Here is a 14,878-nt window from a genome sequence, read left to right as displayed (position 1 = left end):
CATCGAACGCCGCGGGTTCGGAAAATATCCGGATCCCGAAGGAGTTCTCCGACACGAACGGGAGTGGATGCGGGGACAACAGGGCACGGTCACGAGCGGCTTGTCTGGTCCGTCGGTCCGGGAGCGCGAGACTGGGCGTCGCGTCAGTCGTCGGCCGGCGCGTCTTCGCTCGGGGCGTCGTCGGCAGTACCGTCCTCGGTCACGGACTCCCGTCCACCGTCAGCAATGGCGGCTTCGAGGCGGCGCTCGTGCCACCCCCACTCCCGCGTGAACAGGTTCGTCGTCCCTTCACGGAGGTTCCAGGGGTCGCCGTCCTCGACCTTCGGCCCTTCCAGCCAGGACTGGACGAGGTTCCAGACGAAGATCAGTTGCCCGATGGCGAGCACGAACGCACCCACGGTCGCGAGCTGGTGGAGCAGGCTGAACAGCTCTAGCGGCCCGATGGAGACGTCGTAGGTCGCGTACCGACGGGGCATCCCGGCGTAGCCCAGCAGGATCATCGGGAAGAAGGTGAGGTTGGTCCCGATCATCGTCAGCCAGAAGTGCCACTTCGCCAGCGTCCGCTGGTACATCCGGCCGGTGAAGAGCGGGAACCAGTAGTAGATGCCGGCGAAGATCGCGAAGGCGATCCCACCCATGATGACGTAGTGGAAGTGCGCGACCACGTGGTACGTGTCGTGGAGGACGAGGTCGATCGGAATCGCGGCCTCGAAGACGCCCGTGACGCCGCCGATGATGAAGTTCGCCACGAACCCCGCACAGAAGAGGAAGGGAACAGTCAACCGAATGTTCCCGTTCCACATCGTCGTGATCCAGTTGAACGTCTTGACCGCGGAGGGGATCGCGATGACGATGGAGACCGCCATGAACGACGCCCGCAGGCGCGGGTCCATCCCAGACGCGAACATGTGATGCGCCCAGACCCCGAAAGACAGGACGCCGAGCGCCAGCGTCGAGTAGACGACGAACTTGAACCCGAACAGTTTCCGCCCACAGAACCGCGGGAGGATGTAGCTGATCAGCCCCATCGGCGGGAGCACGAGGATGTACACCTCGGGGTGGCCGAAGAACCAGAACAGGTGTTGCCACAGTATGGGGCCGCCACCTTCGACCGCGAAGAACGTGGTCCCGAAGTTCCGGTCCAGCAGGAGCATAATGAGCGCACTGCCCAAAAGCGGGAACGCGAAGAGTATCTGCGCGGACTGGACCAGCACGGTCCAGGAGAAGATGTCGAGGTTGGCCCAGTTGACGTCCTCGCCGCGCTCGGAAAAGATGGTCGCGATGAAGTTGATCGCCCCCATCGTCGCCGAGACGCCCGTGAGATGCAACCCGAGCAGCATCAGGTCCACGCCAGGATTCGTCTGTTCGACCGACAGCGGCGTGTACATCGTCCAGGCGGTCTGGGCCGCGTCGATACCCGGGATGAAGAACCCGCCCCAGATGAGGACGGCACCGGGCGGGAGCAACCAGAACGCGATGGCGTTGATCCGCGGGAACGCCATGTCGTCGGCCCCGATCAAAAGCGGGATCAGGTAGTTCGAGAACGCCGCCAGCATCGGCGTCCCGAACAGGAACAGCATCGTGATCCCGTGACTCGTGAGGAAGGCGTTGTACAGCGCCGGGTCCATGATGTCCGACGCCGGCCAGAGCAGTTCCGTCCGCATCAACAGGACCGCGACACCACCCCAGGCGAACGAGAGCACCGCGAAGGTTCCGTACAGGAGGCCGATGTCCTTGTGGTCGACCGTCGTCAGCCAGCGGCTGATACCGCCCGGTTTCTCGCGGTGTTCGTACTCGGAACGGTCCAGCAGTCCGCCGTCACCCCCGACGACAGGGCCGTACGACCGCCAGTCTTCGACCCGGGAGAGCCACGCGGCGACGACGAGCAACAGTCCACCCATCACGACCGCACCAGTCCACGACGGCAGTGCCATTTTGCAGTCCGTTCTGGGGTTTCGCAGTTGGTGGTTGCCCCGAACACTTTCGGCTCAGAATAGACTCCGAGAGCTTCTACATCGAGCCCCGCAAAGACGAGAAGCACCACTCTCGGTCCGACGGGAGAGCGACCCACCAACCGGCATCTAGCTACACCGGTGTCCACGGTGTCGACCGGATTCCGAGGCCGCGCGTGCGGAACTGGCGTCCCTCCGGAACTCGGTGTCGAACCTCGACGGAGCCATCGCAGTACCATTCGATGGCGTCGACGGTTCGATCGTCCTGCATCGAGGCGTCGACGACGAACACGCCCACTTCGCCGGCGGCGGTAATCCGCCCCGTCAGCATGTGGAGGAACCACGAGACGGACTGCAGATCCGCGTGTGCCAACAGTGACGAGACGGAGAACACGGCCAGGTACACACGGTCGTACCCCCGTTCTACGAGCGTCTCGTACAGGACGGAGAATTCCATCTCGATATTCATGAGGTCACCCGGATCGTCGATCGGTTCGCCGTGTTCCCGGAACCGCGCTTGGTCGTCGTCGAGTCCCGAACAGTCGACCACACCGATCCGCGTGCGGTCGATGGGGCCGTCGATGTCCGCAGCTCGCTGTAGCAACGGGCGCCCGCCAACGTCGGCCGATATCAGAATGAGTGCCTCGTCGGGAGCCGATTCGGAGAGGACTAACTGCAACGCCACGTCACGGGCACCGTGCCCCGACGGCCCGCTAACCAGCACGTTGGTCCCCGGTTGCACAGCAGAGGGAATCCAGTCTGTGGATAGCATGAATTGCTCACCCGGTCGCTCGCTACCGCTCGCTCCTCGGTGGTTTCGATGACACTGTCGCTGCACTCTCCGTAGACCCGACGATCTCGTTCAGTCGTGATGTACTCGGCGATGGCATCAGCTAGTGATTGGACTGGAGTGGTATAATGTCTCGTTAGATATAGTATTATACTTTTGATAATTGTTAGTGCGAACGGGTGATCGATTGGCTTTTTCAAGCAAGTCGGGCTCACGGCCCCGACGAAGCCCCCCTCAATTGGTGGGTTCGTTGTCACGTTTCGGGTGAGGGAGTATCTGATGGACAGTAGTGAGCGATGCTTCGCTCTCGAGTGTCGTCGGAATCAGTTCCGTAACGGCCCCTCGACAGGACGAAATTCATCGCGTTGCCAGGCGTCTGCTACGTGGGACAATCTATACGCAGCCGTGTCCGGGCTGACTGCGCCCGTACCGGGGCACATCACGGTTCCGCAACCGTCCCGTACTCGGGTCGGCGTCCCTGCCTGCTGGAAGCCGGCTTCGGACACCCAGTTGTGGACGAGAGGTCGAACGCGCTGACCGCCAGGTATTAAAGATGTCTGATAGTAGTTTGGAATTGAAAATTGAGTGAGATATGGCTGGCTACCGGGTGTCATCGGTAGTCGCGGTCTCGCGCTGTGTCCAGAAACTCCTGCCCGATTCCGTCGGCGCAACTACTGAGGCCTACATCTCCGGGCAGGAACTGCACAGAAGACGCGACACATTGCTTTAGAGCGCACCCGGAGGCCGCAATTCGGTGTCCACCACCGTTTACCGGGAACAGTCAGTCTTCGTTGTGAACGAACACGCGGTGCCGAACCGAGACCAGATATCTCCGCGGCCGGACGGCTCCCACGCTTCTCGGGAGGGGATTGTACGCGACGTTTCCCCGAAAGCTAATGCACCGTGCTAACGAACGTCATGATATGGACGACCAGAACCGTGTCGACAGTGCGTCGATTGAACCGGGAAAGGCAGTGTACGACGGCAACGGCCGAGCGGTGGGGCGCGTGAGCGGACTCACCGACGATGGGTTCGAGGTGGAAACGATGGATCCCCACGAGAGCGAGGTCGAGGAGTTGCCGGGACAGGAGTTCGGGGAAGGGTACCTGATGTGGCAGTGTGGCGAGTGCGGAGAGATGGGTGAACTAGACGAGGAACTACCGGGACCGTGCCCGAACTGTAGTGCGCCACGAGAAGCGATCTCCGCCGTCCAAGAGGACTGACCGTGCACCGCCTACCGGCGAGCGGGCGCGTCGCAGAAGACCGCCGGGTGCCAGTGCCCGGGCGACGGTCGCACGACTGGTAGCGCATCGACACCTGGAATCGCTCCCGCTTAATTCTCGATTTCACATCTGCACGCGCCGCGTTCGAGTATGTCGCCAAGCCCGGTCCTGCGGCCACACCGTTCACAGAGGATCGCAACGTCGACGAGGACGTCGAACGACGGGAGGTCGATGTCGTCCTTCCGGTCGAGACGTTCGAGCGAGTCGACCGTCACCGCCTCGGTCCTGCTCTGGAGGGCCCGAATCCGATCCAGCTCGTCCGAGCGGCGCTCGGCGGAGGAGCGGTCATCGTCGGCACGTGACACGCCGAGACACTCCGTCAAGTGTGTATGGACAGTTTGGTGAGAGACGAATCGTGACTCGACGGCATCGAGTTCGACACCCTTCGATTCGAGCCGACTGCGGAGTTCGGTCCGTGTCCCGCTTCCGACCCCGTCGTCGGTCAGCCGGTGGTAGAGGTGCTCCGTATCTGCGTCGAGAGGCGTGACACCGGCGACGTCGAGGGCTCTCGAGAGGATCCGACGTTCACTCGGTCAGCGAGGTCGCGGACCCCGCTACGCTCGCCGCCTGCGCCACGCCACCGTTGCGTGAGTTCCTCGTCGAGGCCCCCGAGGCCGTACCGTTCGATGGCCCGCCCGAGCTTGCAACACGGCGGTTCCTCACCCTTACTGTCGTCTCGGGTCGTCACGAGGGAGACGTACGACCGTGTTCTCAAAACCGTTCCGAAGCTGACGGAAACCAATGCGCGATTCCCTCACCCGTTTTTTCGACTGTTTACGTGTTAAGTACGCGCATACAACGGCCGGACCGCTCGAAAGCGGCGGTCGACCTTGACTGGGGCATCCTCCCTCGCCACCCTCGCCGTCCCGGGCTCACTCCGGTGACTGTTCGGGAAAGCGGTCTTTCGAGAGCCGCCCGTCGCCACGCCGAACAGACCAATATCGACGATTCCGACGGGACGAGCTGGTCTGTCACTCTCTCGGTTGCTGCGTCCGCTTTCGACTGATCATAAAAAAGAATTGCAGTCGCAATCAAAAGAACCGTGTTTCAGAGAAAGACACTTCTAGCGTCGGCCGAGGAACGGTAAGCGTGCCATCTCATCGATCTCACTATCGCCCTTGACGCATGGCGTAGACACGTTCATCCCACCAGTCTGTCCTTCCCGGCCGACTCTCCGGAGTGGACCCGTGCTCGACGGATCCCTGTCGCCAGGTCGCCACCACCCACTCCACCGATTTCATCGGGGCCGGTCTCCGCCGCTCAGGAAACTGGCACGGCTCCCGAAACGATAGAAGCTGAGACAGTTTCGGCAGTCACTGGGCCTCCGTCGATGGAAGTGGCGGGCCGGAGAGCCGCTTCGTCGGTCGAATTACGGGGGTAAATAGCTCCTAATCCCCGGAGTAAGGCGGACGGAGAGTCGGCAGTCCGCACCGCTCCGCGGGTTCGTGGCCGAGAGAGTCGCTCGCCACGGGTTTCAGCCGTTCGCCGTCCCGAAGACCAGTGCTGTACCGCTGACTGGTGGAGTAGTAGAAGTATAACAAAGGGACCCACATGTCTGGAAGAAACCGTACATGGCATCGGAGATCGCCGGAGTTCACGACGATCGCGTGTCGGGGCGAGCCAGATGTTTACAGTGTGGTAGTTACGCCACCCAACGATTCGCCCGCGTGTTTGGTGACAACGACAACAATCTGTACGCCTGTCTCGAATGCACGACGATGCGTGCACTTCGCAACGGTGAGGGCGTCTGTGCTGATTGAGGGGCCGATTACGTCGACACCCATCTCCCGCTGACGCACGCCCTCACAGCCCCTCACGGTCCCGCTGCCACACCGACGCCGAGCGAGCCGTAGCCTCCCCGCTCACCGTCCGGACACCCAGCGTGGCGCTCCGCCACGTCGGGGGACCGGTCGGCGAAGATCCGGCCGGTCCGTCACTACCCGGTCGACTCCACATCCTCCGAGCGTGTCCTCCCGGATCGGGTCGTCACGCCTTCCGTATCGGATTCGTCCACCGTGTCGTCTTCGTCCTTCCCGAGCCAGTCCGGCGTGTCGAGGTGCCCCTTCCTGAAGTGGACCGCGCGGTACAGTCGGTGGACGAGACGATGAGGGAGTCAGTCGGAAACGTTGGCCTCCACGCGGCCTTCGCGGATGGCCTCCACGACCGCCGCTGGCGTCAGTCGGTCCGTGTCGACGCGCGTGAACGCGCGGCCCACCTCGGGCGGGTAGTGGGCGTCGCTTCCGCCGACGGTGGGGAGGTCCTGTTCGCGACGGGCAGCCTCGCGGCTCAGCTGGCCCTCGTCGGATGGCTCGCCTGCGGATCCGAGCCCACAGGACTTCTCCGTAGTCTGGTACGCACACCGCGCCCCGGCCGGCGGATCCCGAGCGAGCGCCTGAAGCGGCCCCCATCTGTTTACGTTCCGGGGTAGAATGGCCGCCATGACAAGACAGTGGGAGTACAAGACGATCAGTCCACCTCGTAACGCGACCCGGAAGGAGGCGACGGATCCGGAATCAGCCCTCACTGCGCTCGGTGCCGACGGCTGGGAAGTCACGGCCACGGTTGACTACGTCGGCGGCGGAACGAAGTTCATCGTTCTCAAACGGCCGAAGGACACACAGAATGGCTGAATCCACCACCGCGGACACGATGCGTGAGCGCAACGACGAGACCGGCCTCGTCGGCCGCCTGTTGTTCGACTGGAACCGGTTCGTCGTCACCGCACTCCTCGGGCTGGCCGCTTTCGTCGGGTTCATGCTGTTCAGCGTCGCCCTCGCGCCGCCGCTGTCGCTTCGCATCCAGTCTACGGACACCGTCGAGACGCTCTTTGCCGCCCTGATTGGCGTCCTCGTCACGGGGACGACGCTCGTCGTCACGATCAGCCAGCTCGTCCTCGCACAGGAGAACGGACCGCTCGGGGACCAGCGCCAGCGCATGGAGGGGGCGGTGGACTTCCGTGACTACACTGCCGACATGGTTGACGGCGTCGTCCCGGTCGAGCCCGCGGCCTTCCTCTCCGCCATCGTCGCCAGCGTGGAACGCCGTTCCGAGGCCGTTCACCGCCTCGCCGCCGAGAGCGACGACGACGGCCTCCGTGAGGACGCCGCGTCGCTCACCGACGACGTCCAGGAGAACACGGCATCGGTGAGAGGTGCCCTCGACGGTGCGGAGTTCGGGTCTTTCGACGTCCTCAGGGCGGCGCTGGACGTCGACTACTCGTGGAAGATCTACCGGATCGAACTATTAGAAGAAGAACACGGGGCGGCCATCGACGAGCCGCTGGGCGAAGCGCTCGCGGAGCTCCGGACCGCGGTCACGATGTACGGCCCCGCCCGCGAGCACATCAAGACGCTCTACTTCCAGTGGGCGCTGATCGATCTCTCGAAGTACATCCTCGGGCTAGCCGTGGTCGCGCTGGTCGTCGCCGGCGGGATGCTCACGTTCGTCGACGCGGCGACGTTCGGGCCGACGCGCTTTCTCGGACTCCCCGTCGTCACCTGGGTCGTCGGCATCACGTTCACCATCTGTTTGCTCCCGTTTTTCCTGTTTATCTCCTATATTTTCCGCATCGTCGTGGTAGCTAAACGGACGCTAGCCATCGGCCCGCTCGTCCTCCGGGCAACGGACCAGTAATCTGCGACCACCCGGTCCGGTTGGCGGATCATACCGACGGAGACACCGCAAGCCAATGTTCTTTGCCGCGTTGTAATCGGCGTGGTTCTCGTAGCTGCATTTCAGGCACTCAAAGTCCTCACCGTCACGGTTGTCCGGGTGCGTGAATCCACAAGTCGAACATCGCCGAGACGTGTTCTCCGGGTCTACCTGCTCCACATCGATACCGTGGAGTTCGGCCCTGTATTCGACGTACTCGTACAGCCGCTCAAAGGCCCATTTGTGGCCCCATGACGCGCCAGAAAGGCGGTCACGGATCCAGCCAACTCCTCGAAGGCGATGCCTGTACAACCGACCTCGGCGACTTCTTTGATGATGCCGTTCGCAATTCGGTGGAGCATCATCTTGAACCGACCGGCCTCTTTCCGTCCGACTGCCTGTATATTCTCGTGGGCGCGACGGTGAACGTCGTCCTCACGAACCGGGACACCCCGCCCGCACAAGGGAGCCCGCCGTGACGGGCCGGGCGAACCGTTTTCCACCCAGACACCATCATGAAAAAGGATATGTCCGAGTCCGAACGCTGGTCGCGCGAGCGGTGGAACCGACTGGCCTGGTGGGCCTTCGTTGCCGTACTGGGTCTCGCGGCCCTGTACATCGCCCACGTGTTCGTGGGGTTACTCGTCGTCGGCGTGTTCGGGTACTACGCCACGCGACCGATCTGTCGGCGCTTGAGCCGCGTCATCGACTCCGAACCGCTCGCCGCGAGCGCGACCGTGCTGTTGGTGCTGGTCCCGATACTCCTGGTCACGCTCATTGCAGGGGTCCGCATCGTGAGCCAGGTCGGGGCGGCGCTGGCCGACTCCGACGGTCTCCTCGGACTGGTCGGCGAGAACTTCGCGCTGGACGCACTGCCGGAAGAACAGCGGGAGGTCCTCCTCGAGATACTGGCCGACCCGGTCGGGGCGGTCACGAGCGGCGGTGGCATCGAACCGCTGATCGGCGCCGGCGTCGCGGCCTTCTCGGCGCTCGCCGGGACGCTCCTCTTTCTCGGACTCGCGATCTCGCTGTCCTTCTTCCTCCTCAAAACCGACGAGCAACTGGCCGCCGGCTTCCGGGACCTCGTCGGCGGCCCCGGGACGACGGCCCACGCCTACGCGGCGGCGGTCGACGAAGATCTCGAGTCCGTCTTCTTCGGGAACCTGCTGTTCGTCGTCGCCATGAGCCTCATCGCGGCGGTGGTCTACTGGGTGACGAACCTGGTCGCGCCCGCCGGCCTCGCGATCCCGATGGTGTTCATCCTCGCCTTCCTGACCGGCCTCGCCAGCCTGATCCCGGTCGTCGTCGGGAAACTGGTCTACCTGCCGGTGGTGGGACTGCTCGCGCTCCAGGCCACCGAGGCCGGGGGCGGCGCACTCGCGTTCGTCGGCGGCGTCCTCGTCGTCTACTTCCTCCTGCTCGATATCATGCCACAGACGTTCCTCCAGCCGTACCTCTCGGGTCGCCAGCTGGGCATGATGCTGTTGATGTTCGGGTACATCCTCGGCCCGATTCTCTTCGGCTGGTACGGCTTTTTCCTGTTGCCTATCGTCTTCGTCGTGATGGTCGAGGCCATCCGGATCCCGCTCCCGGAGCTGGTCCACGGCGAACGTCAGACACCGACCGTCTCGATGGCCGAATCCACCGGTTCGGACCCCGACCAGTTACCGGACGACGAACCGGGCGACGGCTCCGGGAGTGAGGGCGACACCGGCGAGTTCGTCGAAGGGGGCGATACCGCGGAGTCCGGCTGAGTTTGTGGGGGTCGAGACGTGAGGGGGCAACTGTGTGGAGCAGTGCCTGTTAAAGACAGCGGGCAGCCGCAAGCAGGACACGTTCGACGGTCAAATTGCTTTTGCTGAACGTGACGACACATTCCACGAGAAACCTGCTGAACGACGTCTCGTTCTTCTCCACGATTGTCGACGCCGCGATCGCGTTGACACGCGGGGAACGCTGGAGCGCCGCCATCCTGCTCGCGGCCGCTGCACTGTCGCGGCGCGTGCCCGGACTCGGCGTAGTCGCGTCCGTGCTCGCCCGACTCGCCCGTCGCCGGTGAGGCAGCGGTCATGGGATCGTCAGTCCCCCGCCGCCGGTGTGGACGTGAGCGGATCGAGTCCGGTGGAATCGCGTCCGCGGGTGAGCCCGTGACCCCTCGCCGGTCGGCTGGTCCGCGGCGAACCCGAGGGCGTCTAGGTCGTCTTGCACCTGTTGCTAGTTCTTGATGGAAGCAGTGTAGGTGCGGGTGACGACCTGTTCCGTCATAACCTATGTTGACAGACCTAGCTGAAGGTATGGATTCGACCTTTGAATATCCGGGTGTGCCATCGAACGGTGGGCTGTCACGGTCAGTGTCGGATTTATCCCCGCGCTAAACGGCGGGGCTTTCTCCTTGTATTTCCGTAAGTGATGATGGCCGGGTGAACTGGACAGCGCCCCCACCTCGAATCCTCTCACGTTCTGGTAGGAGCGAGTTCGTTTGTCCGCTTCAGCTGGCGCGGGAACCGACGGTAGATGTTTAACCAACAGAGTCATAGATAGGTGGCAGCCGTTGGTTAAAGCAAGCGGGCGAATCGAGGGATGGCGAGTGCAGAGGCTACATACATCCCCTGTTTTCCCACGTCTCCGATATCGCGTTTCACCACGATGACGAACTTCAGTTCGAAGTCACGGTCAATGAGCCGAACCCTCGGTTCGCGAAGATGCGACAGCAGGCCATCGGTGGTGCCGAGGGCGAAATGCGTATCGCCCTCCAGTACATGTTCCAAGCGTTTGCCATCCCCGCTGAGAAGGAAAAGATACGGCAGTTCCTGATGGAGACTGCAACGGAGGAACTGGGCCACATCGAGATGCTGGCTACCGCGGTCTCGAAGAATCTCGAGGGATCATCAGAGGAGACATGAGACGACACTCGCGAGGATGCCATCATTCACCGCATCACGTATGGGAACCGAACCAGCACGCGAGTCACACCAGGTATCCGGTGAATTGCGCCATCCTGGACTGACACACCAGGTTTCCGGTGAATTGAGCAACCCCGTATTGACACGCCGAATTTCCGGTGAATTGAGCCATTCTGGACTGACACACCAGGTTTCCGGTGAATCGAGCCACCTCGAGCTGACACACCGGGTTTCCGGTGAATCGAGCCATTCTAGACTGACACACCAGGTTTCCGGTGAATTGAGCAATCCTGAATTGACACGCCGGATTTCCGGTGAAATACGGTTGACCCCGTGTGAAATACGGTTGACCTGCGCTGGACGCGGTTGACCGCCGGTGAGCGCGGTTGGTTACTGGTGGAATCCGATTGGTTTCCGGTGAAACGCGGTTCGATAGCCAATATGACACACCGGGTTTCCGGTGAAAGGTATCGGTTCGGATCGCACACACCGCATTTCCGGTGAAATCGCCGAGCGAAACGGGAGCGTTCAATCGTGAAGCTACTGCTCGATAGTATCCTGCAGGACGTTCTTCACGACAGTCGGGTCTTCGAGTAGCTGGTGTTCGGTGTAGCTCCCCTCGGCACTCCCACCACTGTGTCGAGACTGCTCGATGACATCGAGGAACGCATGTTCTTTCAGGAGATCACGCACGCGACGCAGCGACAATGGATCGGACGCCTCCTGCCGGCAGATTTCTTTGTAGGTATCGAAGATTCGTGTCGTCCTGAAGCCGGTTTGAGAATAGCTATCTAGCGACAGAATAGTGAGTGCTTGCAGTACGTACCGGGAATGCGGCGTCGAACCACGGATCAACTCGCGGAACCGATCGGTTTCGGCCCGTTCCCGAGCTTCCGTGACGAACGACTCCTCGATCTGGTCGGCGTTTTTCGACTGTGCGATTTCGCCAGCGTAGCGGAGCATGTCGATCGCTTTCCGCGCATCACCGTGTTCACGGGCGGCAAGTGCAGCGACACGGGGAATGACTCCGTCGGAGAGAACCCCGGATTTGAATGCGTCATCGCGAGCGTGCATGATTTCCTGCAGTTGTGCAGCATTGTAGGGTGGGAAGACGAACTCCCGTTCACAGAGGCTGCTTTTGACGCGTTCGTCCATCCGCTCTTTGTATTTGATCTTGTTGCTGATCCCGATAACGCCGATCTTTGAGTTTTCGATCTTTCCGGCCTCACCGGCTCGGGACAACTGCATCAGGATATCGTCGTCGTCCAGTTTGTCGATCTCGTCGAGGATGATAAGGGTGACGTCGTAGAGGTCTTCGAGAATATCCCAGAGCCTCTTGTAGTAGTTCGAGGTACTGATCCCCTTATCAGGAATCCGGATGTCAGTCGACTCGTCGTTCAGTTCAGCCGCGACCGTCTGGATAGCTTGGGTTTCCGTCGAGTCCTGTGCACAGTCGACGTAGGCAAACGCCGCTTTCACGCCCTCGTCACTAGCCGTCTGTATCAGTCGCTGGGACACGTACTTCGCACAGAGGGATTTCCCGGTGCCCGTTTTCCCGAAGATAAGAACGTTGCTCGGGCTTTGGTTGAATATAGCTGGATTGACGGCGTTTGCGAGATTGGAGATTTCCTCATCGCGACCGACGATCCGTCCCTCGTCAGGAAGGTGATTGATCTCGAGAAGTTCCTTGTTCGCGAAGATGGCGTCTTCTCTGATGAAGAGGTCGTCGGAATCTGACATTCGATTATACACCACGTTTCCGGTGAAATGACTTGGCTTTTTCCCCGACACACACACACCACGTTTCCGGTGAAACAGTTAGAAAGAGAGGGTGAGGGCACAGGAAATGCGGGGGACCGATTCAGAAGAAACGCGGTTCTATCGAACGCAGCCCTCTTACTGGCAAGTAGCACGATGGACGAACAGCACAGAGAGCTCGAGAGAACACTGTTTTCGACTGGTTCAACTGGAGATACTCGCGAGCGAGCTCGCTTCTACTCTTCAGTTGCGAGTGACTTAATGGAGTATAACACTTCCATACCACTTATATCTTCGTCAGACATACATACCTAAACAGACACTTCCAGAGTATTTAGTACAGCCATTTTCAGGATGCGGGACCCCTCTGTCACCGATTTCACCGGAAACGTGGTGTGTGTGTCTCCACCTCTCGATAAGTTGATCGAGTGAACGGTCGTGACCGGTCTTCACATTCTCTCTATGCCTAAATCTCCAGTCGAATCGGTCGGTTCTTTCACCGGTTCGTACTCCCATGGACTCCGTTCCACTCCAGAGAAACCCCTTGAACGTCCGTTTCACCGGAAACCCGGTGTCCGATCCAGCTCGCAAATCAGTTCGCTCTTTCACCGGAAACGTGGTGTGTCCCCTCCATTCCGTTTCTCTCTCCACTCTCATTCTCCCCTTCGTCCTCCTTCTCCTCCCAAAATCGGATCTCGGTCCGAATAGCTTAACCAACAAACTTACTCTATCCCCGACTTTGTTGGTTAACCTCCAAACCAGCGACTTCGAACTCCAAGTCAGCGAGGGCTATTGGACGACGGTGTCTCATTCAAGACATGCACCAACACGCTCGAGTCGATGGATCCCGAGCGAGTAGGGTGGGGTCGTTGACTAGAGCACACCACTCAACAATTGAAGACAACGACGCCGGCCGTGCAAATGCTTAATACCGGCTAATTTAAAACAAGGTTGGCACGGACGACGAAGCCAGATGGGTATGAACGTAACTCTCGACGAATTCTACGCCAAGCTGTTCGACCGCTACGCGGACAGCATCGCAGTCCAGTCCGCACGAACCCGTTTGCAGTACGGTGAACTTGGGCAGGAGGCAGGAGCGTTCGGGAACGCGCTTCGTGAGATGCAGCTGGGGGTCGGCGACCGTGTCGGTCTCCTGATGCGCAACCGCTACGAGTACCTCGTCACGGAGGTGGCGACCACACAGGCGGGCGGCATCCTCGTTCCGCTGATCGCCAGCCTCGACGAGGAGAGCATCGGGTATATCGTCAATGATGCCGACGTTGACATCCTTGTCGTCGGGCCATCGTATTTTGACATCGCGAAGGAGATCCTGTCCGACTCCGAAACAGATCTCGAGTTCATAGTCGGCGTCGCCGACGGGGAGAGTCTCCCCATCGGGTTCCAGGCCTACGAGAGGGTGATTTCCAAGGCCGACGACGAGCCGCCCGACGTCGAGATCTCGCCGACTGATGGCGTTGTTGCACAGTACACGAGCGGGACGACAGGGACTCAGAAGGGTGCGTTACACACACACGAAGGGCTCGTATCGAACATCTACTCCCACATCTCCGAGCTGGATTTCCACCGCGACGAGCGTATGCTGTTGACGACGCCGCTTGGCCACTCGGCGGGGTACTGCGCCCGCGGTGTCCTCGCCCAGGGCGGAACGGTGCTCCTCCAAGACGGCTTTGATACGGAGCGTGTTCTCGAGACTATCGAAGAGGAGCGGGTCACGGCGACGTTCGCGGTCCCGACAATGATCGCCGAACTGCTTGAATCGCCGCAACTCGCGGAACACGAGACGGACTCGTTACGGACGTTGATTTACGGCGCGGCGCCGATCCCGACGACGACGCTCAAGGAGGGGCTCGAACAGCTCGGCGAGGTGTTCATTCAGCTCTACGGGCTTGCCGAGGTGCCGAACCTCGTCACGGTCCTGCCGAAACACGAACACGATCCGGCGAACGAAGCGGGACTCAATTCCGCCGGCTACCCCGTCCAGTTGGCGAACATCGAGGTGCTGTCGGACGAGTACGAGTGGGGGGATGATGTCGGCGAGATCGCGGTGAGGTCGCCGTACGCGATGGTGGAATATCTGAATGGGGACGGGGCGGCGGCCGAATCGGGGCCGATTCTGACGGGTGACCTGGGCCGGATCGACGATGCGGGGCGACTCGTCGTTCTGGACCGGGTCGACGACGTGATCCTGCGCGATGGGCAGCCGATCTACTCGACGGAGGTCGAAGATGTCGTCCAGCGCCATCCCGCCGTGTCCCAGGTCGCGGTTATCGGCGTTCCCCGGGACAAGGACGTCGCTCGACGCGGGACGTCGAAACCCCGCAGAGAAACCGATCAGCTCCCGAAGGCCGTGATCGTTCCGGCGTCGGGGAACCAGGTGGACAGGGATGGCCTTCTGGAGTTCTGCCGCGACAATCTGGCGGAGTACGAGGTGCCCGACTCCATCGACGAAGTTGCGAAACTCCCGGAGACACCGTACGGTAAGATCGACAAGAAGACGCTCCGCAAGCCGTACTGGTGAGG

10 protein-coding genes and 4 pseudogenes are annotated in these 14,878 nt (G+C 61.3%); 8 read left to right on the top strand and 6 right to left on the bottom strand.

Features of this window, described 5'->3' with window-relative positions:
* Positions 1–143: 143 nt before the first annotated feature.
* Entirely contained in the window at positions 144–1,934 is a 1,791-nt protein-coding gene (gene ctaD, locus MUG96_RS19465) for a cytochrome c oxidase subunit I (protein WP_373222132.1), read from the bottom strand.
* 151 nt (positions 1,935–2,085) lie between these two features.
* Positions 2,086–2,724, bottom strand: coding sequence for an RAD55 family ATPase (locus tag MUG96_RS19460; RefSeq protein WP_246989281.1), 639 nt, complete (start codon positions 2,722–2,724; stop codon positions 2,086–2,088).
* Positions 2,725–3,665: 941 nt separating this feature from the next.
* On the opposite strand from MUG96_RS19460, the gene MUG96_RS19455 reads away from it, so the two are divergent.
* Positions 3,666–3,965, top strand: coding sequence for a DUF7130 family rubredoxin-like protein (locus MUG96_RS19455; RefSeq protein ID WP_246989279.1), 300 nt, complete (start codon positions 3,666–3,668; stop codon positions 3,963–3,965).
* Between the two features lie 110 nt (positions 3,966–4,075).
* On the opposite strand, the pseudogene rdfA reads toward MUG96_RS19455, so the two are convergent.
* A pseudogene (gene rdfA / locus MUG96_RS24295) lies at positions 4,076–4,713 on the bottom strand (rod-determining factor RdfA).
* Between the two features lie 883 nt (positions 4,714–5,596).
* On the opposite strand from rdfA, the gene MUG96_RS24415 reads away from it, so the two are divergent.
* Positions 5,597–5,785 (top strand): DUF7563 family protein, encoded by a 189-nt coding sequence (locus MUG96_RS24415; RefSeq protein WP_443984575.1) that lies wholly within the window; start codon positions 5,597–5,599, stop codon positions 5,783–5,785.
* Positions 5,786–5,961: 176 nt separating this feature from the next.
* On the opposite strand, the pseudogene MUG96_RS19440 reads toward MUG96_RS24415, so the two are convergent.
* Positions 5,962–6,291 (bottom strand): annotated as a pseudogene (locus MUG96_RS19440) (PHP-associated domain-containing protein); the annotation flags it as partial.
* Positions 6,292–6,463: 172 nt separating this feature from the next.
* Here MUG96_RS19440 and MUG96_RS19435 point away from each other — a divergent pair.
* Positions 6,464–6,655 carry a DUF4177 domain-containing protein gene (locus MUG96_RS19435; protein ID WP_373222131.1) on the top strand — a complete coding sequence of 64 codons (192 nt, stop codon included), beginning with the start codon at positions 6,464–6,466 and terminating at the stop codon, positions 6,653–6,655.
* Entirely contained in the window at positions 6,648–7,658 is a 1,011-nt protein-coding gene (locus tag MUG96_RS19430; protein WP_246989272.1) for a DUF7972 family membrane protein, read from the top strand. The genes MUG96_RS19435 and MUG96_RS19430 overlap by 8 nt, the downstream gene beginning before the upstream one ends.
* Here the strand turns inward: MUG96_RS19430 and MUG96_RS19425 are convergent.
* A pseudogene (locus MUG96_RS19425) lies at positions 7,647–8,098 on the bottom strand (zinc ribbon domain-containing protein); the annotation flags it as partial. The gene MUG96_RS19430 and the pseudogene MUG96_RS19425 sit on opposite strands and share 12 nt — an antisense overlap.
* A gap of 105 nt (positions 8,099–8,203) precedes the next feature.
* Here MUG96_RS19425 and MUG96_RS19420 point away from each other — a divergent pair.
* The 3 genes and pseudogenes from MUG96_RS19420 to MUG96_RS19410 all read left to right on the top strand — a co-directional run.
* A complete protein-coding gene (locus MUG96_RS19420) occupies positions 8,204–9,430 on the top strand; it encodes an AI-2E family transporter (RefSeq protein ID WP_246989270.1) in 1,227 nt (408 codons plus the stop codon).
* A gap of 110 nt (positions 9,431–9,540) precedes the next feature.
* Positions 9,541–9,735 (top strand): hypothetical protein, encoded by a 195-nt coding sequence (locus MUG96_RS19415; RefSeq protein ID WP_246989268.1) that lies wholly within the window; start codon positions 9,541–9,543, stop codon positions 9,733–9,735.
* 571 nt (positions 9,736–10,306) lie between these two features.
* Positions 10,307–10,570 (top strand): annotated as a pseudogene (locus MUG96_RS19410) (manganese catalase family protein); the annotation flags it as partial.
* Between the two features lie 549 nt (positions 10,571–11,119).
* Here the strand turns inward: MUG96_RS19410 and MUG96_RS19405 are convergent.
* Positions 11,120–12,319, bottom strand: a complete 1,200-nt coding sequence (locus tag MUG96_RS19405; RefSeq protein ID WP_246989266.1) for a Cdc6/Cdc18 family protein — start codon at positions 12,317–12,319, stop codon at positions 11,120–11,122.
* A 997-nt stretch (positions 12,320–13,316) separates the two neighbouring features.
* Here MUG96_RS19405 and MUG96_RS19400 point away from each other — a divergent pair.
* Positions 13,317–14,876: an AMP-binding protein gene (locus tag MUG96_RS19400; protein ID WP_246989264.1), complete on the top strand. Its 1,560-nt coding sequence runs from the start codon at positions 13,317–13,319 to the stop codon at positions 14,874–14,876.
* The last annotated feature ends 2 nt before the right edge of the window (positions 14,877–14,878 follow it).

This window comes from Halorientalis marina (assembly GCF_023028345.1).
GTDB lineage: Archaea > Halobacteriota > Halobacteria > Halobacteriales > Haloarculaceae > Halorientalis > Halorientalis marina.
This window is presented reverse-complemented; position numbering and strand designations above follow the sequence as displayed.